General features: G+C 72.3%; 18 protein-coding genes. 10 read left to right on the plus strand and 8 right to left on the minus strand.

Annotated features, from left to right (window positions below; translation table 11 throughout):
- Nucleotides 1-5: 5 nt before the first annotated feature.
- Complete coding sequence (locus ACIP5M_RS32450; RefSeq protein WP_003983763.1) at nucleotides 6-269, minus strand: WhiB family transcriptional regulator; 264 nt, start codon at nucleotides 267-269, stop codon at nucleotides 6-8.
- 629 nt (nucleotides 270-898) lie between these two features.
- Here ACIP5M_RS32450 and ACIP5M_RS32455 point away from each other — a divergent pair.
- From ACIP5M_RS32455 to ACIP5M_RS32465, 3 genes are read left to right on the plus strand one after another with little or no spacing between them, the layout of a single operon-like run.
- Complete coding sequence (locus tag ACIP5M_RS32455; protein WP_401203576.1) at nucleotides 899-1,435, plus strand: cysteine dioxygenase; 537 nt, start codon at nucleotides 899-901, stop codon at nucleotides 1,433-1,435.
- A gap of 32 nt (nucleotides 1,436-1,467) precedes the next feature.
- On the plus strand, nucleotides 1,468-2,427 hold the full coding sequence (cofD, locus tag ACIP5M_RS32460) for a 2-phospho-L-lactate transferase (RefSeq protein ID WP_401203579.1): 960 nt from the start codon (nucleotides 1,468-1,470) through the stop codon (nucleotides 2,425-2,427).
- On the plus strand, nucleotides 2,424-3,737 hold the full coding sequence (locus tag ACIP5M_RS32465; RefSeq protein ID WP_401203582.1) for a coenzyme F420-0:L-glutamate ligase: 1,314 nt from the start codon (nucleotides 2,424-2,426) through the stop codon (nucleotides 3,735-3,737). The genes cofD and ACIP5M_RS32465 overlap by 4 nt, the downstream gene beginning before the upstream one ends.
- A 51-nt stretch (nucleotides 3,738-3,788) precedes the next feature.
- Here the strand turns inward: ACIP5M_RS32465 and ACIP5M_RS32470 are convergent, their stop codons facing one another.
- Both ACIP5M_RS32470 and ACIP5M_RS32475 read right to left on the minus strand, forming a co-directional pair.
- Nucleotides 3,789-4,796 carry a DNA-3-methyladenine glycosylase family protein gene (locus ACIP5M_RS32470; protein ID WP_401203584.1) on the minus strand — a complete coding sequence of 336 codons (1,008 nt, stop codon included), beginning with the start codon at nucleotides 4,794-4,796 and terminating at the stop codon, nucleotides 3,789-3,791.
- 340 nt (nucleotides 4,797-5,136) lie between these two features.
- Nucleotides 5,137-6,525, minus strand: a complete 1,389-nt coding sequence (locus tag ACIP5M_RS32475) for a peptidoglycan recognition protein (protein ID WP_401203587.1) — start codon at nucleotides 6,523-6,525, stop codon at nucleotides 5,137-5,139.
- A 139-nt stretch (nucleotides 6,526-6,664) separates the two neighbouring features.
- Here ACIP5M_RS32475 and ACIP5M_RS32480 point away from each other — a divergent pair, with 139 nt between their 5' ends.
- The 4 genes from ACIP5M_RS32480 to ACIP5M_RS32495 all read left to right on the plus strand — a co-directional run bounded on the left by ACIP5M_RS32480 (nucleotide 6,665) and on the right by ACIP5M_RS32495 (nucleotide 12,605).
- Entirely contained in the window at nucleotides 6,665-7,414 is a 750-nt protein-coding gene (locus ACIP5M_RS32480) for a TIGR03089 family protein (protein WP_401203589.1), read from the plus strand.
- Between the two features lie 230 nt (nucleotides 7,415-7,644).
- Nucleotides 7,645-8,889 (plus strand): LCP family protein, encoded by a 1,245-nt coding sequence (locus tag ACIP5M_RS32485; RefSeq protein ID WP_401203591.1) that lies wholly within the window; start codon nucleotides 7,645-7,647, stop codon nucleotides 8,887-8,889.
- Nucleotides 8,890-9,115: 226 nt separating this feature from the next.
- Nucleotides 9,116-10,852, plus strand: coding sequence for an LCP family protein (locus tag ACIP5M_RS32490; protein WP_401203593.1), 1,737 nt, complete (start codon nucleotides 9,116-9,118; stop codon nucleotides 10,850-10,852).
- 58 nt (nucleotides 10,853-10,910) lie between these two features.
- The gene (locus ACIP5M_RS32495) at nucleotides 10,911-12,605 is read left to right on the plus strand and encodes an LCP family protein (RefSeq protein ID WP_401203596.1); all 1,695 of its coding nucleotides are present in this window, start codon (nucleotides 10,911-10,913) and stop codon (nucleotides 12,603-12,605) included.
- Nucleotides 12,606-12,738: 133 nt separating this feature from the next.
- Here the strand turns inward: ACIP5M_RS32495 and ACIP5M_RS32500 are convergent, their stop codons facing one another.
- On the minus strand, nucleotides 12,739-13,764 hold the full coding sequence (locus ACIP5M_RS32500; RefSeq protein WP_401203599.1) for a glycosyltransferase family 2 protein: 1,026 nt from the start codon (nucleotides 13,762-13,764) through the stop codon (nucleotides 12,739-12,741).
- A gap of 290 nt (nucleotides 13,765-14,054) precedes the next feature.
- Between ACIP5M_RS32500 and ACIP5M_RS32505 the strand changes: the two genes are divergently transcribed.
- Complete coding sequence (locus ACIP5M_RS32505) at nucleotides 14,055-15,434, plus strand: LCP family protein (RefSeq protein ID WP_401203822.1); 1,380 nt, start codon at nucleotides 14,055-14,057, stop codon at nucleotides 15,432-15,434.
- Between the two features lie 45 nt (nucleotides 15,435-15,479).
- Here the strand turns inward: ACIP5M_RS32505 and ACIP5M_RS32510 are convergent, their stop codons facing one another.
- Nucleotides 15,480-16,016 (minus strand): acyl-CoA thioesterase, encoded by a 537-nt coding sequence (locus tag ACIP5M_RS32510; protein WP_401203602.1) that lies wholly within the window; start codon nucleotides 16,014-16,016, stop codon nucleotides 15,480-15,482.
- A 106-nt stretch (nucleotides 16,017-16,122) separates the two neighbouring features.
- Here ACIP5M_RS32510 and ACIP5M_RS32515 point away from each other — a divergent pair, with 106 nt between their 5' ends.
- Entirely contained in the window at nucleotides 16,123-17,472 is a 1,350-nt protein-coding gene (locus ACIP5M_RS32515) for an LCP family protein (protein ID WP_401203605.1), read from the plus strand.
- Nucleotides 17,473-17,518: 46 nt separating this feature from the next.
- Here the strand turns inward: ACIP5M_RS32515 and ACIP5M_RS32520 are convergent, their stop codons facing one another.
- From ACIP5M_RS32520 to ACIP5M_RS32530, 3 genes are all read right to left on the minus strand, one after another.
- The gene (locus ACIP5M_RS32520) at nucleotides 17,519-18,601 is read right to left on the minus strand and encodes a sugar phosphate nucleotidyltransferase (protein ID WP_401203607.1); all 1,083 of its coding nucleotides are present in this window, start codon (nucleotides 18,599-18,601) and stop codon (nucleotides 17,519-17,521) included.
- A gap of 172 nt (nucleotides 18,602-18,773) precedes the next feature.
- Entirely contained in the window at nucleotides 18,774-19,427 is a 654-nt protein-coding gene (locus ACIP5M_RS32525) for a hypothetical protein (RefSeq protein ID WP_401203610.1), read from the minus strand.
- Between the two features lie 130 nt (nucleotides 19,428-19,557).
- Entirely contained in the window at nucleotides 19,558-20,715 is a 1,158-nt protein-coding gene (locus ACIP5M_RS32530) for an acyl-CoA dehydrogenase family protein (protein ID WP_401203612.1), read from the minus strand.
- A 193-nt stretch (nucleotides 20,716-20,908) separates the two neighbouring features.
- Between ACIP5M_RS32530 and ACIP5M_RS32535 the strand changes: the two genes are divergently transcribed.
- Entirely contained in the window at nucleotides 20,909-22,252 is a 1,344-nt protein-coding gene (locus tag ACIP5M_RS32535; RefSeq protein WP_401203614.1) for a UDP-glucose dehydrogenase family protein, read from the plus strand.
- Nucleotides 22,253-22,339 lie beyond the last annotated feature (87 nt).

Consider the following 22,339-nt stretch of genomic DNA (forward strand, 5'->3'; position numbering starts at 1 on the left):
GGGTATCAGACCGCTGCCTTTTTCAGCCGGCGGCGTTCGCGCTCGGACAGGCCGCCCCAGATCCCGAATCGCTCGTCGTTGGCGAGGGCGTACTCCAGGCATTCCGAGCGGACTTCGCAGGCGAGGCAGACCTTCTTGGCCTCGCGGGTGGAGCCGCCCTTCTCGGGAAAGAAGGACTCGGGGTCGGTCTGGGCGCACAGAGCGCGCTCCTGCCAGCCGAGCTCCTCGTCCGCCTCCTCGACCAGCAGTTCCTGAAACAGCTCGGTCATGTGCGCCCCTCGCTCTGTCATTGCGTCCCCGTGGTCATGCCGTTACTGATCGCTACGTAACGACACGAGTGAAATTACAAGTGCGTGGCTCCAGCGCAGTCAAGCCGAGATCTGCTATTGGGCCCCTTATTCACTCTGCGGAACCAAGGCTATGCAGTAAGTGTTCATATCGCCAAAAATCGTGACACATGCCACAGGCGCCCCACGATGCCCGGCTTCACCCGTAATCGACGTGTCACTCTCAGGTGGGGTTGCGATCCGGCCAAAGAAGCGGCGTAGATCACATTACGATCACGAGATGGCGGGTTGGGTTTGAGCCCGTGCACAGCGCCACATCCCCGGGTGCGGTCTGCACAAACCTTTCTCCGCACACAGCAACCGGATGAGGTGAAACTTTTGCGTCAAACCAGACATTGAGTTGACAGTCCGGCCCTCGACCCGGTCTCCTTGTTCGCATGTCAGCGCCCGCAGCCGCCACCCGGACCCCCATTCGTGGGTTCCTGTGCGCTGCCCAGGTTCGCTGTTGCTGTTGCAGCTGTTGATGCCTTCGGAGCTTCGGCTCCCTTGAGCTCCGGCCGCCCCCCACAGCAACCGCCAGCACGACTGACACCGTCGAGGTAACCCCCACGATGAACAGCACCACCGCTCCCGGCGCCACCGCCCCCCGCAGCAGCGTCATCGAGAGCGACCTCCAGATCGCCGGCGACATCCTCGCCGTCCAGCACCTCCTCCAGCCCGCCCGTGAACACCCGGCCACCGTCGCCGAGTTCGTGGGCCTCGCCCGCTCCATCGCCGAGGACCGCGCCTCCTGGGAGCACCTCGTCCGCTACGACGCCACCACCCGCTGGTACCACCGGCTGCGCACCGGCCCCGGCTACGAGGTCTGGCTGCTGAGCTGGGTCCCCGGCCAGGGCAGCGGCCTGCACGACCACGGCGCCTCCTCCGGCGTACTGACCGTGCTGGACGGGGAGCTCACCGAGCACACCCCGCGCGGACCGCTCACCCACGGCCCCGGCGCGCAGCGCGTCTTCGCCCCCGGCTACGCCCACGAGGTCGTCAACGACACCCTCGACGGCGCGGTCAGCCTGCACGTCTACTTCCCGGGGCTGACCGAGATGCCGATGCACAACTGCTCGCCGGCCCGCCCGGCGTCCGTACCTGCCTGACCAGGGCCGCCGGGCCTGACAGACTTCGGTGCATGCGCATTGTTGTTCTGGCCGGCGGTATAGGCGGCGCCCGGTTCCTCCGCGGACTCAAGTCGGCCGTGCCCGACGCTGACATCACGGTCATCGGCAACACCGGTGACGACATTCACCTGTTCGGGCTCAAGGTGTGCCCCGATCTGGACACGGTGATGTACACCCTCGGCGGTGGCATCAACGAGGCCCAGGGCTGGGGCCGCACCGACGAGTCCTTCACCGTCAAGGAGGAGCTCGCCGCCTACGGGGTCGGACCCACGTGGTTCGGCCTCGGCGACCGCGACTTCGCCACCCACATCGTCCGTACGCAGATGCTCGGCGCGGGCTACCCGCTGAGCGCCGTCACCGAGGCCCTGTGCGACCGCTGGCAGCCCGGGGTCCGGCTGCTGCCCATGTCCGACGACCGCGTCGAGACCCACGTCGCGATCACCGAGGCCGGTACCGGCGAGCGCCGGGTCATCCACTTCCAGGAGTACTGGGTCCGGCTGCGCGCCTCGGTGGACGCGGAGGCCGTCGTCCCCGTCGGTGCCGAGCAGGCCAAGCCCGCGCCCGGAGTGCTGGAGGCCATCGCGGCCGCCGATGTGATCATCTTCCCGCCGTCCAACCCCGTGGTCTCCATCGGGACGATCCTGTCCGTGCCCGGGATCCGGGAGGCCGTGGCCTCCTCCCAGGCCCCGGTCGTGGGCCTCTCCCCCATCGTCGGCGGCGCCCCCGTGCGCGGAATGGCCGACAAGGTGCTGGCCGCGGTGGGCGTCGAGTCCACGGCCGCGGCGGTCGCGCTGCACTACGGGACCGGGCTGCTCGACGGCTGGCTCGTCGACACCGCCGACGCGGACGCCGTCGCCGAGGTGGAGGCCGCCGGGATCACCTGTCGCGCGGTGCCGCTGATGATGACCGACATCGAGGCCACCGCCGAGATGGCCCGGGCCGCGCTGGACCTGGCGGAGGCGTCCCGGTGACGGTCGCGCCCCCCGGCCGCGTGCCCTCGTACGAGGTGCGGGCGGTCGACGGGATACCGGAGGTCAGACCGGGCGACGACCTGGCGAAGCTGATCGCGGTGGCCGCGCCGGGCCTGCGGGACGGGGACGTCCTGCTGGTCACCTCGAAGATCGTCTCGAAGGCGGAGGGCCGGATCGTCGAGGCCGTTTCGCGCGAGGAGGCGATCGACGCCGAGACCGTACGGGTGGTCGCGCGCCGGGGGCCCCTGCGGATCGTCGAGAACCGTCAGGGCCTGGTGATGGCGGCGGCCGGGGTGGACGCGTCCAACACGGCCCCCGGCACGGTGCTGCTGCTGCCCGAGGACCCCGACGCCTCGGCCGCCGCGATCCGCTCCGGGCTGCGCGACATCCTCTCCGTGGACGTGGGCGTGGTCGTGACGGACACCTTCGGGCGGCCCTGGCGCACCGGGCTGACGGACGTGGCGATCGGCTCGGCCGGCGTCCGGGTCCTGGACGACCTGCGGGGCGGCAGCGACGCCCACGGCAATCCGCTGAGCGCGACGATAGTGGCGACCGCGGACGAGCTGGCCGCCGCCGGAGACCTGGTCAAGGGCAAGGCGGCCGGGCTGCCCGTCGCCGTCGTACGCGGGCTGGCCCACGTACTGGGCGAGGGGTCGACGGCCCGGGACCTGGTGCGCACGCCGGCCGACGACATGTTCCGGCTGGGGACCTCGGAGGCGGTACGGGAAGCCGTGACCCAGCGCCGCACCGTACGGGCCTTCACGGCCGAGCCGGTCGACCCGGGCGCGGTCCGGCGGGCCGTGGCGGCGGCCGTGACGGCCCCGGCCCCGCACCACACGACACCGTGGCGGTTCGTCCTGCTGGAGTCGGCGGCGGCGCGACGGGAACTGCTGGACGCGATGCGGGACGCGTGGATCGCGGACCTGCGGGCGGACGGCAAGTCCGAGGAGTCCATCGCGAAGCGGGTACGGCGCGGCGAGGTGCTGCGCGCCGCCCCGTACCTGGTGGTGCCGTGTCTGGTCACGGACGGCGCGCACCACTACGGGCACGCCCGGCGCGACGCGGCGGAGCGCGAGATGTTCGTGGTCGCGATGGGCGCGGGCGTGCAGAACTTCCTCGTCGCGCTGGCCGGGGAACGGCTGGGCACCGCGTGGGTGTCCTCGACGATGTTCTGCCGGGACGTGGTGCGCGAGGTCCTGCGGCTGCCGCACGACTGGGACCCGATGGGGGCGGTCGCGGTGGGCCACCCGGCCGCCGCTCCGCCGGCGCGGGCGACGCGGTCCGCCGAGGCGTTCATCGAGGTGCGCTGAGCCGCCGCCGGGAGGCGGTGCTCTTCGGCTCGTACGCGTGGAGCCGGCGGCTCAGAACGCGCCGATGTCGGTCCGGGGCATCTTCGGGGTGCGGCGGGGCGGTACGCGGCCCGCGAGGAGGATCAGGCGGGCCGCGCGGTGGCGCTGGCCGGCGTAGGGGGCGAGGAGCTCCAGCATGGTGGCGTCGTCGGCATCGCGGTCGCCCGCGAGGGCGTAGCCGACGATGCCGGGCAGGTGGAGGTCGCCGGTGGTGACGGTGTCGGGGTCGCCGTTGCTGCGCTGGAGGGTCTCGGCGGAGGTCCACGGGCCGATGCCGGGGACGGCCTCCAGCCGGGCGGCGGCCTGCGCGGGGGCCATCGCGGCGGCCTCCTCCAGGCGGTTCGCCACGCGGACGGCGCGCAGGATGGTGTCGGAGCGTTTGGTGTCGACGCCGGCCTTGTGCCAGTCCCAGGACGGGATACGGGCCCAGGTGGCGATCGTGGGCATGACGTACAGGCCCTGCGGGTGCGGATGCTGCGGGCCGGGGGCGGGCTCCCCGTACTGCCGTACGAGGCGGCGCCAGGCGCGGTAGGCCTCGTCGGCGGTGACCTTCTGCTCCAGCACGGTGGGAATCAGGGTCTCCAGGACCAGTCCGGTGCGGGTGAGGCGCAGGCCGGGGCGCCGGCGGTGGCTGGCGTGCACGAGGCGGTGGCGGGGCACGAAGGCGGCGGGGTCGTCGCCGGCGCCGAGCAGGGCGGGGAGGTGGTCGAGGATCCAGTCGGCCCCGGGGCCCCAGGCCTCGGCGCCGATGTCGCTGCCGCTGTGCGATACGCGGAGGGTGGCCGGGCCCTGGGGGGTCTGGGTCGCCTTCCAGACGGAGCCGTCGGGGGTGGTGCGGAAGGTGGGGTCGGACGGGCCGCGGCGGAGCGGGCCGAGCGTGAGCCCGAGGTCGACGGGGCCGTCGGGGGTCCAGCGGCGGGCCTTCGCCCCGGCCCCCGCCGTGCGGCCCCGGCCGGGGGGTACGTGGGTGCGGCCCCCGCGCGCGGCGGCAGGGGTGAGGGGATCGAAGCGGCCGGCCATGCGTCGAGCGTAGCCCGCGGACCGGCTCCCCGGCCCCGCCCCCGGGGCGCCGCCCCGCACCCCGCGCCTCACACGCCGGCGGGGCTGGGTTGCCCCGGCGTGGGCAGGTGCGGGTACAAGATCGGGGCTCCGCCCCGGACCCCGCTCCTCAAACGCCGGAGGGGCTGATTTTGTCTGCGGCTGGGCTGTGGGCCGCACCTGAAGGGCGGCGGGGCAAACTCCAGCCTCGCCGGCGTTTGAGGCGCGGGGTCCGGGGCGGAGCCCCAGGGAGCCCGGGCGGAGCTCCTGCCCGGTTGCATGGTGCCGCGGGCGGTGAGCGGGTCTGCCTGCCCGCCGGAGGCTATCGGCCCTGGAGTTTGGCCGACGCCGTGCGGGTCGACGGGAGCTTGCCGTACAGCTTCTTGCCGGGGCATTCCGTGGCGAAGCCGTCCCGGTGGCCCGAGATGACGTTCATCGACACGTTCTTGCCCTTGGGGTAGCGGTTGCCGCCGCCCGACGTCAGGGTGGTCTTCGCGCGCGGGTCCCGGCCGAAGAGGCCGAGCTTCCACGCCGTGAGGCGGGCGACCGCGTCGACCGCCGCCGCCGGCGGGGCCGTGGTGGTGTAGGTGCCCAGGACCGCCACGCCCATGCTGGCCGTGTTGAAGCCCATCGTGTGCGCGCCGAGCACCGCCTTGGACACCCCGCCCGCCCGGCCCTCGTAGACGGTGCCGCACTTGTCGACCGCGAAGTTGTAGCCGATGTCGCGCCAGCCGCTGCTCAGCACGTGGTAGCGGTACAGGCTGCGGATGACCGCGGGCGCGTCCTTGCAGGCGTAGTTGTTGCCGGAGGCGCTGTGGTGGACGAAGGCGGCCTTGACCGTGCTCGTGTAGACGAAGCCCGGCTCGCGCAGGCTCTCGTCCGCGCCCCACCCCTTGCGGGTGACGATGCGCGGGCGGGGCCCGATGTAGGGGCGGGCCGCAGCGCTCAGCTCGCCGTCGGTCGCCGCGATGGCGTCGGCGGTGGAGTCGGCCTTGTCGAGGGCGGTGATCTCGTTCGCGCCCAGTTCGGCGTGCGGCAGGTTCGCGGCGGAGGCCTCGGCCATCTCCATGGTCATGCCCGGCATCGCCGCCTCCTCCCCCTTGTCGTCGCCCTCGGGGCCGCTGTTCTTGCCGTCCGACGCCGACGGCGGCGTCTGCGCCCCCGGGTCGACGAGTTCGATCCGCATGCCCGAGGGCAGCCGGGAGCCCGCGCGGCCGGCCGGGGCGTCCGGTTCCGCCTGGACGCGGACCTCCACACCGTCGGACTCGCCGACCCACAGGGGGGCGGTGGCGCCGCGGACCCGGCCGGAACCGCGTTCCGCCGCGTCGGGGTCGGCCGCGTGCTCGCTGTTGTGCGTTTCGACGTCCTGCCAGTCGGACCAGGTCGCCGTCCGCAGGGAGCGGGTGCGGACCTGGACCCGGCCGTGGAGCTGGGTCGAGACGTCGTCCCAGACGACGCCGACCAGCGAGAACGTCTTGACCTCGCGGGCGGCCAGGCCCTGTGTTTCGGGGAGGCGGGGCGAGGCGCTCATGCCGGGGATGCCGGGGGTCCGGTCCGCCGAGGGTCCCAGGGGGACGAGCGGCAGCGACTGGGTGGACCCGGCGGGGGTCGTGGGCGAGGTCTCGGCCAGGGCGGGAGTGGGGAGCGCGAGCGGCAGGGCCAGTGCGGCAGCCGTCGCGACGCCGATCGAGGAAGCAAGGAATCCACGCATGAAAAGGATCGTGAGTACCCACGCCGCGCGGCGCCATCCGGGAACTGACGCTCCGTCCGGTGGGCGCGCCCGTACCCTCCCCCGGACGGAGGAGCCGGGGGCCGCCGTACGGGGGAGGGGCCCGCGTACGCTGGGGCGGGTGAACGCCAACGACCGCACCCCTGCCGACCTGCTGCGATCCGCGCTCGCCGCCGATCCGGGCCGCCCCCTCGTCACCTTCTACGACGACGCCACGGGCGAGCGCGTGGAATTGTCCGTCGCCACCTTCGCCAATTGGGTGGCCAAGACCGCCAATCTGCTCCAGGGCGACCTGGGCGCCGAGCCCGGCGACCGCCTCGCGCTGCTGCTCCCCGCGCACTGGCAGAGCGCCGTCTGGCTCCTCGCCTGCGCCTCGGTCGGGGTCGTCGCCGAGGTGGACGGTGATCCGGGCGAGGCCGACCTCGTGGTCAGCGGGCCGGACACCCTGGACCGGGCCCTGGCCTGCGGAGGGGAGCGGGTGGCGCTCGCGCTGCGGCCGCTCGGCGGGCGGTTCCCGCAGCCGCCGGCCGGGTTCGCCGACTACGCCGTCGAGGTGCCCGGGCAGGGCGACCGCTTCGCCCCCTTCGTGCCCGTGGACCCGGAGGGGCCGGGGCTGGTGGTCGGCGGCGAGGAGCTCTCGTACGCGGCGCTCACCGCCCGTGCCCGCGAGGACGCGGCGAAGCTCGGTCTCACCGAGGGCTCGCGGGTCCTGACCGGGCGCGGCTACGACACCTGGGAGGGTTTGTCGGCCGGGCTGTTCGCGCCGCTGGCCGCCGGCGGCTCCGTGGTGCTGTGCCGGAACCAGGAGCGGTTGTCGGCCGACGGGCTGGCGCAGCGCACCGAGAGCGAGCGCGTCACCCACACGGTCTGACGGGCGGCCGCGGCCCTCCCCGGCCCGGCGGGGACCGGCCCGGCCCGGTCCCCCTCCCGTCCCCTCCCCCTGCGAACCCACCGATCCCTACCGGAATCGTCCATTTATCACCCACATGGCCCTAGACGGGGCCCTGCCCCCGGGCTGCCTTCGCCCCCCGGAGGGAGGATCGGCAGTGGCCGTGCTCACCCGTACGGCTGCTTGTCGTAGCGGCGAGGGGACGGACGCCAGTGACGAACAGCGCAGGCATACCGGGCGGGACCGGCGCGGCCGCCGGAGGCGGTTCCAGGCCGCCCCGCAGCCGCAGGCGCCGACTGCTGCGCTGGGTCGGTCTCGGGATGGCCTTCCTGGTCCTGGCGGGGGCGGCCGCAGGCTGGTGGCTCTACAACAAGCTCGACGGGAACATCACGGAGGACACGTCGGCGGCGGCCGAGCTGCGGCGTTACGAACGTGAGCGGCCGGCCCACTTCGCCGGCGGGGCCCAGAACATCCTGCTGATCGGCTCGGACTCGCGCTCCGGCAGCGACAACGCCCGGTACGGGCAGGACCAGGGCACCCAGCGCTCGGACACCACGATCCTGCTGCACCTGCCGGCGGACCGGCGCAGCGCGACCGCGGTGTCGATACCCCGGGACCTCATGACGCGGATACCGGCCTGCCTGAGGACGGACGGCAACCGCACCGAAGAGCAGTTCGCCCAGTTCAACTGGGCCTTCCAGTGGGGCGGGGCCGCCTGCACGATCCGTACGGTGGAGAACCTCACCGGGATCCGGGTCGACCACCACATGGTGATCGACTTCGGCGGTTTCAAGAAGATGGTCGACGTCATCGGCGGGGTGGAGGTCTGCCTCAGGAAGCCCATGGCCGACGCGGAGGCCAAGCTGCGGCTGCCCGCCGGGCGCCAGACCCTCCAGGGCGAGCAGGCACTCGGCTTCGTGCGGGCCCGCTACAGCCTGGGCAACGGCAGCGACACCGAACGGATGGAGCGCCAGCAGCAGTTCCTCGGCTCGCTCGTCAAGAAGGTGCAGAGCAACGGTGTTCTGCTCAATCCGGCCCGGCTGTACCCGCTGCTGGACGCGGCGACCTCCTCGGTGACCACGGACCCGGGGCTGGCCTCGCTGCGCGGCCTGTACGAACTCGCGCGGGGCATACGGGACATACCGACCGCCCAGGTGATGTTCCTGACCGTGCCCCGCAAGCCCTACGCCGCCGACCCCAACCGCGACGAGCTGGTGGAGCCGGACGCGGCCCGGCTGTTCCGGCAGCTGCGGATGGACCTGCCGGTCACCGTCGCCCCACCGCCGCCCACGCCGGAGCCGGAGCCGGAGCCCCTGGTCACGACGGGGTCCGCGAAGGTGACGGGGGCTGCGATGGCCGCCGACCCGACCGATCCCGCCGGCAGTGGAACCGCCCCGGCCCCGACCCCCGTCCCCACCTTTACCGGGACCACCGCGGGGACCACCGACTGCCGGTAAAGCAATCCCAAAAGCCGGTGACCGAACCGAGTGGGATGGGCGGTTCGCCCCGTTATAAGGGGAGTGGAATTTGTCACCAGCATGGTTTGCAGCCGAACCTGACGGATAAGGTGAGCGATCCGGTGGCCCGGCCGGACCAGAGACCGGGCACCCGACAGCCGGATCGTTGACCGTGCGCCCCGGGGGAGGCGCGTCGCGAGGCACCCGACGGAGGATTCGAGCAACCGTGGATGCGCAGAGCCGTGGACGGGCCGATGAAATCGACCCCGCAGACCAGTGGGTGCTCAACCCCCGCACCGGCAACTACGAATTGCGACTGGGCAACCCCGCAGCGCAAACGCGCCGCGCCTCGGTGGCCCCGCCGCGCAGAGCCTCCCCCTCGGCGCCGGCCCCCACCGCCCCCTCCCCCTCCGTACCGGGGCCCCGGCGCGGCGACGGCCCGCCCGGCGGCCGGCGCAGCGGCCGCTCCCGCAAGGGCGGCGGTGGCGGCGGCCGGCGCAAGAAGGGGCTGGTCGTCACCGGCGGAACGCTGGCCTTCCTGCTGGTGGGCGGCGCGGTGGGCGCGTATCTCTATTACGACCACCTGAACGGCAACCTCAGCGTCACCGACGTCGCGGGCGCCGGCACGGGCGGTTTCAAGAAGGACCAGGCCATCAACATCCTGGTCATCGGCACCGACAAGCGCAGCGGCGCCGGCAACGAGGGCTACGGCGACAAGGACAGCGTCGGCCACGCCGACACCACGATCCTCTTCCACGTCGCCAAGGACCGCTCCAACGCCACCGCGCTGTCCATCCCGCGCGACCTGATCACCGACATCCCGTCCTGCCCCACGAAGCAGCCGGACGGTTCGACGAAGGAGATCCACGGCACGAAGGCCACCCGCTTCAACAACAGCCTCGGCCAGGAGGGGCGTGACGCGGGCTGCACGATGCGCACCGTGAAGGAGCTGACCGGGATCGAGGTCGACAACTTCATGATGGTCGACTTCAACGCGGTGAAGACCCTGAGCACCGCGGTCGGCGGAGTCCCCGTCTGCCTGGCGAAGGCCGTCGACGACCCGGACTCCAAGCTCAAGCTGTCGGAAGGCGAGCACCGGCTGTCGGGCGAGCAGGCCCTGGCCTTCGTACGGACCCGGCACGCCTTCGGCAACGAGAGCGACCTGGACCGGATCAAGACGCAGCAGCAGTTCCTCGGCTCGATGATGCGCGAGATGAAGTCGAAGGAAACGCTGACGAGTCCGAAGAAGTTCTTCTCGCTCGCGGAGGCGGCCACCAAGTCGCTGACCGTGGACCAGGGTCTGGGGTCCATCAACAAACTCACCGACCTTGCGGGCGAGTTGAAGGACATAGACCTCAAGAACATCACCTTCACGACCGTGCCGGTACGCGACAACCCGGACGAGCCGGCGAACCGGAGGGCCACCGTCGTGGTCGACCAGCCGCTGGCCGAGCCGCTGCTCGCGATGATCCGGGGGGACATCTCGCTCACGGAGGTCGAGAAGAAGGAACAGGCCGCGAAGGACGCGGCCGACGCGGACGCCAAGGCCAAGCAGGACGCGCTGCTCCAGGGCGCCAAGGCGCCGGCGGCGGACGTACGGGTGGACGTCTACAACGGCGGCGGCCCCAAGGGCTCCGCGTCCACCACCCTGAGCTGGCTGCAGAACACCAAGGGCGTGTCCAAGGCCGGCAACCAGGGCAACGCCCCGGCGAAGGTCGGCGCCACGCAGCTCGAGTACGCGCCCAACCAGGCTGACCAGGCCCGGGCGTTGGCCGAGATGCTGGGGCTCCCGGCCGGCGCGATGAAGATGGGCACGGCGGACGCCGCGGCGAGGACGCCGATGAAGCTGACGCTGGGACCGGATTTCAAGGAACCGGGTGCCCCGCTGGCACCCCCGGTTCCGCAGGAGCTGTCCAAGGACGTCCAGCAGGCCCAGGCCGACAAGGCCGTCTGCGCGAAATAGCGCGCCGGTGCCGGTGCGACCGGCACCACCGACCATCAGGGATTTCGAGGGGGGACACGTGAGGCACAGCAGCGTGCGGGGGGAGGGGGCGGTCGCCCAGGCCGCCGGGGACATACCCGGCGGCGGTGCGGGCGCGCCCGGCACGGTGCCCCCACCGCGGGGCGGATCCAGATCGGCCAGACGGGCGGCGGGCCGTCCCACCCGGCGGGGCCGGCGGCGCGTGCTGCGCTGGGTGTCGTCCGTCCTGTCCCTGCTCATACTCGGGACGGCGGCGGCCGGTTACCTCTACTACCGCCATCTGAACGGCAGCATCAAGACGGACCCGCTGAACCTCGGCGAGACCAAACTGGGCGGTTCCAAGCCCAATGCCTTCGGTCAGACCCCGCTGAACATCCTCCTCATCGGCTCCGACGCGCGCGACGACGCGGCCAACCAGGCCCTCGGCGGGGCCACGGACACCTTCGACGGCCCGCCGCTCGCGGACGTGCAGATGCTGCTGCACCTGTCCGCCGACCGCAGCAACATGTCCGTGGTGTCGATGCCGCGCGACACGATGCTGAAGATGCCCAAGTGCACCGAGCCGAACGGCAAGGTGCACCCCGAGAGCCAGGGACTCGTCCAGACCAACGAGTCCCTCCAGCGCGGCGGACCGGGCTGTACGGTCGCCGCCTGGATCGAGCTGACGAAGATACCCATCGACCATTTCATGATGATCGACTTCAAGGGCGTGGTCTCGATGGCGGACGCCATCGGCGGCGTCCCGGTCTGCGTCGAGCAGAACGTCCACTCGCGCACCCGCGACGGCAAGGGCTCCGGTCTGAAGCTGCAGAAGGGCACGACCGTCATCCAGGGCGAGCAGGCCCTGCAGTGGCTGCGCACCCGCTACGGCTTCGAGGACGGCACGGACATCGGCCGCACCCACGCCCAGCACCAGTACATGAACTCCATGGCCCGCGAGTTCCGCAAGAACGCCAAGCTCACCAACCCGGTCAAGCTCAACAGCCTCGCGAAGGCGGCCATCGACGCCATGGTCGTGGACCCGGGCCTCAACAAGATCGACAAGCTGTACGACCTCAGCATGGAGCTCAAGAAGGTCCCGCCGGGGCGGATCACCATGACCACCATGCCGTGGGTGTACAGCACACGGCCCGGCATGGACGGCCGGGTCGAGCCCATGGCGGGCGAGGCCGAGGACGTGTTCAGGATGATCCGTGAGGACATCGCGCTCGACGGCAAGGGCTCGGGAACCCCCGCGAACGGCGCCTCGCCGGCGCCCGCCACCACCTCGGCTCCCCCGGCCCAGCCGCCGGCCACCGCCGCGGCCACGCCCGCCGCGCCGCCCTCCAGGATCGCGGTCGCCGTCCGCAACGCCACGGGCGGCAAGGACGGGGCCCAGGCCAGGGCCAAGAACCGGGCGAGCGACGTCGCCGCGCTGCTGACCGGCAAGGGCTTCACCAAGGCCACCGCCGAGACCCAGACCGGGGCCGAGGACACCACGGTGATCCGCTTCGCCGGTGACTCCCAGGCGGCGGACGCCGCCGCCGTGGCCACCGCACTCGGCCTGCCTGCCTCCGCGGTGCAGAAGTCCGACGAGGTAGCGGGGATCACCCTGTTCGTCGGCAAGGACTGGCGGACCGGCGACGCGCCCACCCCGCCGCCGCCCGCCCCGACCAAGGCCCCGGACTCCGCCCACGCCCTCAACGGGGACAACGACCAGGCGTGCATGCCGATCCAGCCGGGCTTCACCTGGTGACCGCGCGCCCCGGCTGACGCGCGGGGAGCGCCCTGCGCCCATGTGAGCAGGGATCCGGGGCCGCGTACGCGAAAGGGGCCCGGCGCGGCGGCTGTGTGGACCACAGTCGCCGCTCCGGGCCCCTTCGTACGTCTCAGACCTGCGAGGGGTCGCGGTGCGCCATCGGGCGGCGGCTGGCGATGACCTTCTCGGCGAGCGCGCGCGGGCTGGTCAGGAATCCGTAGCCCCAGCACATGTGCATGGTGGCCAGCGCGACGGGGATCTGCGCCCGCGCCTTGAGGGAGAGACCCTTGCCCGCCGGGACGGATCCCAGGGCGATCGCCGCGAGGTAGCCGGCCGGGACGGCGAAACCGAACGGGGTGAGCGCCGCGCCCACCACCACGCCCGCCGTGATCGCGCAGACCAGGGTCGGCGGGGCCAGGTAGCGGACGTTGATGGAGCCCGCGTGGTAGCGGGCCACCACGTGCCGCCAGCGCCCGTAGTCCTTGTACTGCTTGCCGAGGGCCCGTACGGAGCGCCGCGGGCGGTACTGGACCTTCAGCTCCGGGGAGAACCAGATCAGGCCGCCGGCCTCGCGGATGCGGAAGTTCAGCTCCCAGTCCTGGGCGCGGATGAACTCCTCGTTGTAGCCGCCCGCCTGCTCCAGGGCGGCGCGGCGGAAGACGCCGAGGTAGACGGTCTCGGCCGGGCCCGCCTCGCCGCCGGTGTGGAACTTCGCGTTGCCGACGCCGATCTTGGAGGTCATCGCGGCGGCGACGGCCTCTTCCCAGGAGTTCTGGCCCTCGGCGTGCATGATGCCGCCGACGTTCTGCGCGCCCGTCTCCTCCAGGAGGCGTACGGCGGTGGCGATGTAGTTCGGCGAGAGCATGCCGTGGCCGTCGACGCGTACCACGATCGGGTGACGTGAGGCCTTGATGGCGGCGTTGAGGGCCGCCGGGGTCCGGCCGGTGGGGTTCGGGACGGTGTGGACTCGGGGATCCTCGGCGACGAGTTCGGCGGCGATCTCGTCGGTGCGGTCCGTGGACGGGCCCAGCGCGATCACCACCTCCATTTCGCCCGCGTACTCCTGTTCCAGGATGTGGCGGACGGAATCGCGGAGGTAGTGCTCTTCGTTGAGCACCGGCATGATCACCGAGACGGGGGGCTGCTGGGCGGGCATGTGGTCCTTCACGGTCGGGTACCGGTGTCACGTTACCGCGTACGGGGGAACCGGGTGCGCGCCGAGTGAGCGGTACGGACAGCGGCTGATCGTATGGGCCTACTGTTCTGACGAATCAGACCGATCCGACCCGTCCCCCGACCGGTCCCCCAGCTGATCCCGCGGAGGTGTCCACCGTGCCCCAGCCGCACCGGCCCACCCGTCCCGCCAGGCCGCCCCAGCCGCAGCGCGTACGGCGCGGCGGTACGGGCGGACCGGTCCGGCGCCGGGGTCAGCGGCCCCGGTGGGGGGTGCGGCTCGCGGGCGGGCTGGCGGTGGCGGTACTGGTCTCGGGGGCCGTCGGGCACGCCGTGATGACCGGCCTGGACACCGGGATCGAGCGGGTGGACCCGTTCAAGGACATGAAGAACCGCCCGCAGGCCGGGCACGGCCTGAACGTCCTCCTGGTCGGCACCGACGGCCGGGAGAAGATCAGCCCGGAGGAGAAGCGCGAGTACCGCCTCGGCGGGGCCCCCTGCCACTGCACGGACACGATCATGCTGGTCCACCTGTCGGCGGACCGCGAACGGGCGAGCGTGGTCAGCCTGCCCCGCGACAGCTACGCCGAGGTGCCCGCGCACCAGGACCTGGTGACCGGCAAGGCGCACAAGGCGCATCCCGTGAAGCTGAACGCCGCCTATGCGGAGGGCGGGCCCAATCTGACCGTGCGGACCGTCGAGAACATGACCCGGGTGAAGATCGACCACTACCTGGAGGTCGACTTCACCAGCTTCATGAAGACGGTCGACGCGGTGGGCGGCGTGGACATCTGCACCGCCAAGACCATGCGCGATCCGAACACCGGCCTCGACCTGCTGCCGGGCAACCACCGGCTCAGCGGCGGACAGGCCCTCCAGTACGTGCGCTCGCGCCACGTCGACGGGGCCTCCGACCTCGGCCGGATGCAGCGCCAGCAGCGGTTCATGGCCGCCCTGATCAAACAGGCGACCGGCGGCGGGGTGCTGCTCAACCCGGTGAAGTTCAAGCAGGTCAGCTCCACGCTGCTCGGCTCCGTCCGGGCCGACACGGGATTCGGCTCGGAGCAGATGCTCGCCCTCGGACAGGCGATGCGCGACTTCAGCCCCTCCTCCTCGGAATTCGCCTCCGTGCCCGTCGGCAATCCCTCCTTCCCGGTCAAGGGCATCGGCTCCACGGTGAAGTGGGACGAGCCCGAGGCCGCCAAGCTGTTCGAGGCGCTACGGGAGGACCGGCCGCTCGCCCCGCCCCGGCCCGGGAAGACCGGCGGCCCGCCGGCGGCGGTCCCGGTGGACGTGCCCCCGCAGCAGGTCCGGGTCCAGGTGGAGAACGGGACGCGGATCGACGGGCTGGGCGGCCGGGTCGACGCCGCGCTGCGCGCCACGGGCTTCGACACCACCGGCGCCCCGGGCAACGGCGCCAGCCGCGAGGTCAGGCGCACGGTGGTCGCCTACGACCCGCGCTGGGACCGCTCCGCCCGGTCGGTGTCGACCGCGCTGCCGGGCAGCGAGCTGCGGGCGGTGGCGGGCCAGGGCCGGACGGTGCTGGTGATCGCGGGCTCGGACTACCGCAAGGTGGTGCCGGTGCGGGCGGAGGAACCCCACCAGGGCTCCTTCGGGGTGGTCACGGGCGACCAGGTGGTCTGCGGACAGTGACGCGGCCCGTGGCCCCGGCGTCGGCGGGGCCACGGGCCGGCGGGGTCACTCGTCGAAGCCCTGGGCCGCCCGCTCCTCGCGCAGCGCCATGATGGCCTGGCGCCGGGCCAGGCGGTGGGTGCGGCGGATCTGGGCCTCCTGGTAGCGCCGCTCGTCCTGTTCCGTCTCGGGGAGGACGGGCGGCACCTGGCGGGGCTTGCCCTCGGCGTCCACGGCCGCGAAGACGAGGTAGGCGCTGCCGACCTGGGTGGCGGGGGTGGACTCGTTCCACCGCTCCGCGAGGACCCGTACGCCGATCTCCATGGAGGAGCGGCCCGTCCAGTTGCACTGCGCCTTCACGTGCACGAGGTCACCGACCCGTACGGGAGCGAGGAAGGCCATTTCGTCCATGGAGGCCGTGACCGCCGGGCCGCCGGAGTGGCGGCCGGCCACGGCGCCGGCCGCGTCGTCCACCAGCTTCATGATCACTCCGCCGTGTACCGTGCCGAGGAGGTTGGTGTCGTTGGCGGTCATGATGTGGCTCAGGGTGGTCCGGGAGGCCGAGACCGGCTTCCCGGCCGGCGCGTCCGCTATCTCTGTCATACGGCCACCTTAGATGCGCAGGGCAGGCATCAGCTCTGCAACAGCCGGGGTACGGAAACCGCCCCGGGCTGTCGGACGACACGCCCGGCCAGGCATCCTTGGGCGCATGAATGAATGGCCGGCAGGGTGGAACGGCGACCGCGAGGACCGCGGCCGCCGCGACGACGGGTACGGGCGCGGCAGCGCGCAGGCGCAGCCCGAGGGGGCGCAGCGGATGCGCCACGTGCAGCGGCAGCAGCCTCCCCGGCCCCCGCAGCAGCCCGGACGGCCGCCGGTGCCGCCCCAGCCCCAGCGGCCCGCGCGCCCGGGCAGGCCCTCCGTGCCCCCGCAGCAGGCGCAGAGCCCCGACACCTACGGCGGCTACGACAGCGGCTACAACACCGGCCAGGTCTACGGTTCGCCCGCGGGCGGCGCTCCGGGCAGGCCCGGCGGCCCCGGGCAGCCCCCGGCGGGGCCCGGACGGGCGCCCGGCCCCGCGCCGGACTGGCGCAGGCGGATCAAGATCGGCTCGATCGTGCTGGTCTCCGCGCTGCTGGTGACCACGGTCTCCACCTACTTCTGGGCCGACGGAAAGGTGCGCCGCGAGGTGGACCTCTCCAAGGTCATCGAGCGCCCCAAGGAGGGCGACTGCACCACGTACCTGATCGTGGGCTCCGACAGCCGCGAGGGCATGTCCGACGAGGAGAAGAAGAAGCTCCACACGGGCTCGGCCGAGGGCAAGCGGACCGACTCGATGATGATCCTCGCGAAGTGCTCCAGCGGGAACACGATGATCTCGCTGCCGCGTGACTCGGAGGTGGAGATCCCCTCCTTCGTCGGCTCCCAGTCCGGCAAGAAGTTCCCGGCGCAGGGGCGGCGGGTCAAGCTCAACGCGGCGTACGCGGAGGACGGCCCGGAGCTGCTGGTGCGCACGGTCGAGCACAACACCGGCCTGCGCATCGACCACTACGCGGAGATCGGCTTCGCCGGCTTCGCGAACATCGTGGACGCGCTGGGCGGGGTGGAGCTGGACATCGAGCAGGGCTTCAAGGACGAGAAGTCCGGAGCCGACTTCAAGGCGGGCAAGCAGACGCTGAACGGCGAGCAGTCGCTGGCCTTCGTACGGACCCGCTACGCCTTCGCGGAGTCGGACCTGCAGCGGACGAAGAACCAGCAGAAGTTCCTGTCGGCGCTGGCGAGCCAGGCGGCGACGCCGTCGACCGTCCTGAACCCCTTCGAGCTCTACCCGCTGCTGGGCGCGGGCCTGGACACGCTGATCGTGGACAGGGACATGGGCCTGTGGGACATGGGCCAGATGTTCTTCGCGATGAAGGGCGTCAACGGCGGCGACGGCGTCTCGATGAACATGCCGATCTCCGGCCAGCACGCCGGCAACCTCGTCTGGGACAAGGCGAAGGTGCAGCAGCTGGTGAAGCAGATCCAGAACGACGAGAAGGTCACCGTCCGCGGTAACTGACCGGCTCGCCCTCCCGGCCCCCGACCGGGGCCGGGAGGGCCGTTCTTCAGGCGTCCGGGGAGAAGCGGATCGAGGCGGCCGGCAGCTCGGCCCCGCACCACACCCGGGCCCCCGCGCGCAGTTCGTTGTCGGCGCCCACGACCGCGCCGTCGCCGATCACCGCGCCGTCCAGGACCGTACGGGCGCCCACCGAGGCGCGGGCGCCGACGAGGCTGGCGTTCACCTGGGCGTCGGGGCCGATGGCGGCGCCGTCGAGGACGATCGAGCCCTGGACGACCGCTCCGGCCTCGATCCGGGCTCCGGCACCCACGACGGTGCCCCCCGACAGCTTGGCGCCGGCGGCCACCTGGGCGCCGGGCAGCACTAGGGACTCGCCCCGGCGGCCGGGTACGGCCGGGGAGGGGACGACGCCGCGGACCAGGTCGGCGGAGGCCTGGATGATGGACTCGGGCCGGCCGAGGTCCATCCAGTAGGTGTTCTCGGTGACCCCGTGCAGCCTGGCCCCGGCGGCGAGCAGGCCGGGGAAGGTCTCGCGCTCGACGGAGACGGGGCGCCCGGCCGGGATGGAGTCGATCACGCTGCGGCGGAAGACGTAGCAGCCGGCGTTGATCTGGTCGGTGATGATCTCCTCGGCGGTCTGCGGCTTCTCGGTGAAGGCCAGCACCCGCCCCTCGGAGTCGGTGGGGACCAGGCCGAAGGCCCGGGGGTCCTCGACGCGCACCAGGTGCAGGGAGACGTCGGCGTCGGCGGTCTTGTGGGATGCGACGAGGCCGGCGATGTCCAGGCCGGTGAGGATGTCCCCGTTGAAGACGAGGACGGAGGAGTCCGGACCGCCGGTCAGACGCTGCGCGGCGTTGCGGATGGCCCCGCCGGTGCCGAGCGGCTCCTCCTCGACGACGTACTCGAGGCGCAGGCCGAAGTCGGATCCGTCGCCGAAATAGGGCTCGAAGACCTCGGCGAGGTAGCAGGTGGCCATCACGATGTGGGTGACGCCGGCGGCGGCGGCCCTGGCTATCTGGTGGGCGAGGAACGGGACGCCTGCCGTCGGGACCATCGGCTTGGGCGTGTTGACCGTCACCGGACGCAGCCGTGTCCCCTGTCCGCCGACCAGCAGGATCGCTTCCGTCATTGCGTTCTCCCCAACCGATTCCGGCGTACGAAGCCCCAAATTTAGCCCATGCGAGTGCCCCCCATGGGCGCGCGCGGCTTGATGCGTGCGTCGGCCTGCGCCGCAGGCCAGGCCCTAGGGCCTGTCGTCAAACTCCCGCCCTCGGGCGACGACGGGAGTCTGACGACCGGCCCTAGGACGCGAACGGGTTCGCGTGTCCGGGCAACTGCTGCCCCGGGCGCAGGAACCGCTGCCGGCCCTGCTCGTCGCGCACCGCGAAGAACCCGGCGTCCGTCAGCCGCCGTGCGCACCTCGCGCGGCGGATCGAGCCCGTCCTGAGCGCCGCGGTGAGCAAGAGCGCGAGCGCCCCGCCGGAGGCCAGCGCTTCGACCGGCGACTTGTCGATGAGCAGGAGGGCCGTCAGGGCCGCGCAGGCGAGGTAGCCCTTCACCATCTGGCCCCGGTCGGCGACGTACAGGGCCATGACGTCGAAGGTGACCAGGTCGTTCAGCACGGCCACCGCGCCGGCCGCCCCGGTCACCGGCTTCAGCGACCCCGGCCGCAGCCCCGGCACCGTCCCGCCGTTGCCCGCCTGCGGATGGGCGGTGAGCGTGGCCGCCTCGCGGGCGCGCGCCTCGGGCCGCGGGTCGCGGTACATCCGGACCTGGACGAGCGAGTTCTTGTACCCCGTCCGGTAGGCCGCGCCGTACGTGTAGCCGTACTGCTCCGCCGCGTACGCCAGGGCGGCCGCCTTCGCCCTGGAGCCCTGGGGGGCGATGTCGACGACGTCCTGCCGACGGGCGATCTGCCGGAGCATCTCCGCTATGTGACGATCTGCTCTGGACATCCTGTTCCCGCCCCCCTGAGGCCCCGCGCCCGGGCCGACCGGCGCACAGCCTAGGCGGTGGCGCCGGCCGGAACGCACGCGGTCCCCCGGTCGCGGACCGGGAGACCTCGCGTCCGGCGGGGTCGGGCCCCTACGGCAGGTTGCGCGCCATGACGATGCGCTGGACCTGGTTGGTGCCCTCGTAGATCTGCGTGATCTTCGCGTCGCGCATCATGCGCTCCACCGGGTAGTCACGCGTGTAGCCGTAGCCGCCGAGGAGCTGGACGGCGTCCGTGGTGACCTCCATGGCCACGTCGGAGGCGAAGCACTTGGCCGCGGCACCGAAGAACGTGAGGTCGGAATCGACGCGCTCGGACTTGGCGGCGGCCGCGTAGGTCAGCTGGCGGGCGGCCTCGATCTTCATGGCCATGTCCGCGAGCATGAACTGCACGCCCTGGAAGTCGCCGATCGGCTTGCCGAACTGCTTGCGCTCCTGGACGTAGCCCTTGGCGTAGTCCAGGGCGCCCTGGGCGATGCCGAGCGCCTGGGCCGCGATGGTGATGCGGGTGTGGTCCAGGGTCTTCATCGCGGTGGCGAAGCCGGTGCCCTCGGCGCCGATCATGCGGTCGGCGGGGATCCGGACGTTGTCGAGGTAGACCTCGCGCGTCGGGGAGCCCTTGATGCCGAGCTTCTTCTCCGGGGCACCGAAGGAGACGCCCTCGTCGGACTTCTCCACGACGAAGGCGGAGATGCCCTTGCTGCGCTTCTCCGGGTCCGTCACGGCCATGACCGTGTAGTACTCGGAGACGCCCGCGTTGGTGATCCAGCGCTTGACGCCGTTGAGGACCCAGAAGTCGCCGTCGCGGACCGCGCGGGTCTTCATGCCGGCCGCGTCGGAGCCCGCGTCGGGCTCGGAGAGCGCGTACGAGAACATCGCGTCGCCCTTGGCCAGGGGGCCGAGGTACTTGGCCTTGAGCTCCTCGGAGCCGGAGAGGATCACCGGGAGGGAGCCGAGCTTGTTGACCGCGGGGATGAGGGAGGAAGACGCGCAGACGCGGGCCACCTCCTCGATCACGATCACGGTGGCGAGGGCGTCGGCGCCCGCGCCGCCGTAGGTCTCGGGCACGTGGACGGCGTGCAGGTCGTTGGCGACCAGGGCGTCGAGGGCCTCCTGCGGGAAGCGGGACTCCTCGTCGACCGCCGCGGCGAACGGGAGGATCTTGGCCTCGCAGAGCGAGCGGACGGACTCGCGGAGCATGTCGTGCTCCTCGGCCGGGCGGTACAGGTCGAAGTCGGCAGAACCCGCCAAGATCTCTCACTCCCCAGGGTGATGCGTGTGCTAACTACCGTTAAGTAACCCAAAGCTTAGTGTCCGGACACGCATGGCGATATGGACGGCCCACGTGAGCTGCGTGACAGCGGCGGCGCTCCTGGGAACGTCCCCCCGGGCGGGCCCGACTATGCTCAGTGGCCGCAAACGGCCCCGCACCTCTGGAGCACCCATGGCCCCCCTCAGGATCACTGTGATCGGCACCGGTTACCTCGGTGCCACGCACGCCGCGGCGATGGCGGAGCTCGGGTTCGAGGTGCTCGGCCTGGACGTGGTGCCGGAGAAGATCGAGATGCTGGCCTCGGGCCGGGTGCCCATGTACGAGCCCGGGCTGGAGGAGCTGCTGGGCGCGCACGTGGCCGGGCTGCCGGGCTCGACGGGGCGGCTGCGCTTCACGCAGTCGTGGGAGGAGGTCGCCGCCTTCGGCGACGTCCACTTCGTGTGCGTGAACACTCCGCAGAAGCACGGGGAGTACGCGTGCGACATGTCGTACGTCGACTCCGCGATCGAATCCCTGGCCCCGCACCTGACGCGGCCGGTGCTGGTCGTCGGCAAGTCGACGGTGCCGGTGGGCTCGGCGGAGCGGCTGGCGGCGAAGCTGACCGCGCTGGCCCCGGCCGGCGAGGAGGTGGAGCTGGCCTGGAACCCGGAGTTCCTGCGCGAGGGCTTCGCCGTACAGGACACCCTGCACCCCGACCGGATCGTGATCGGCGTGCAGGGCGAGCGCGCCGAGAAGGTGCTGCGGGAGGTGTACGAGACGCCGATGTCGGAGGGCACCCCGCTGGTGGTGACCGACTTCCCGACGGCCGAGCTCGTCAAGACCGCCGCCAATTCCTTCCTCGCCACGAAGATCTCCTTCATCAACGCGATGGCGGAGGTGTGCGAGGCCGCCGGCGGCGACGTGGTCAAGCTGGCGGAGGCCATCGGCTACGACGAGCGGATCGGCGCGAAGTTCCTGCGCGCCGGCATCGGCTTCGGCGGCGGCTGCCTGCCGAAGGACATCCGGGCGTTCATGGCACGGGCCGGCGAGTTGGGCGCCGACCAGGCGCTGACCTTCCTGCGGGAGGTCGACTCGATCAACATGCGGCGGCGCGGGCACATGGTGGAGCTGGCGCGCGAGGCGGTGGGCGGGTCGTTCCTGGGCAAGCGGGTGGCGGTGCTCGGCGCCACCTTCAAGCCGGATTCGGACGACGTCCGCGACTCCCCCGCCCTGAACGTGGCCGGGCAGATCCACCTCCAGGGCGGGCAGGTCACCGTCTACGACCCCAAGGGCATGGACAACGCGCGGCGCGTCTTCCCGACGCTGGGCTACGCGGGCTCCGCGGTGGAGGCGGTCCGGGGGGCCGAGGTCGTCCTCCACCTGACGGAGTGGCGCGAGTTCCGTGACCTCGATCCGGTGGAGCTGGGTGGGGTGGCAACGGACCGGCTCATCCTGGATGGCCGCAACGCGCTGGATCCGGTGCGGTGGCGGAGCGCCGGGTGGACCTACCGGGCGATGGGCCGCCCGAGGGCCTGACGCACGCGGCGGTGCGGCGCCCCCTCCCGGGGCTCCGCCCGCGCCCCGCGCCCCGAACCCCGGCGGGTCTGGATCTCCGGCCCCGCC

Origin of the sequence: Streptomyces sp. NPDC088762 (assembly GCF_044750905.1) — a bacterium.
GTDB lineage: Bacteria > Actinomycetota > Actinomycetes > Streptomycetales > Streptomycetaceae > Streptomyces.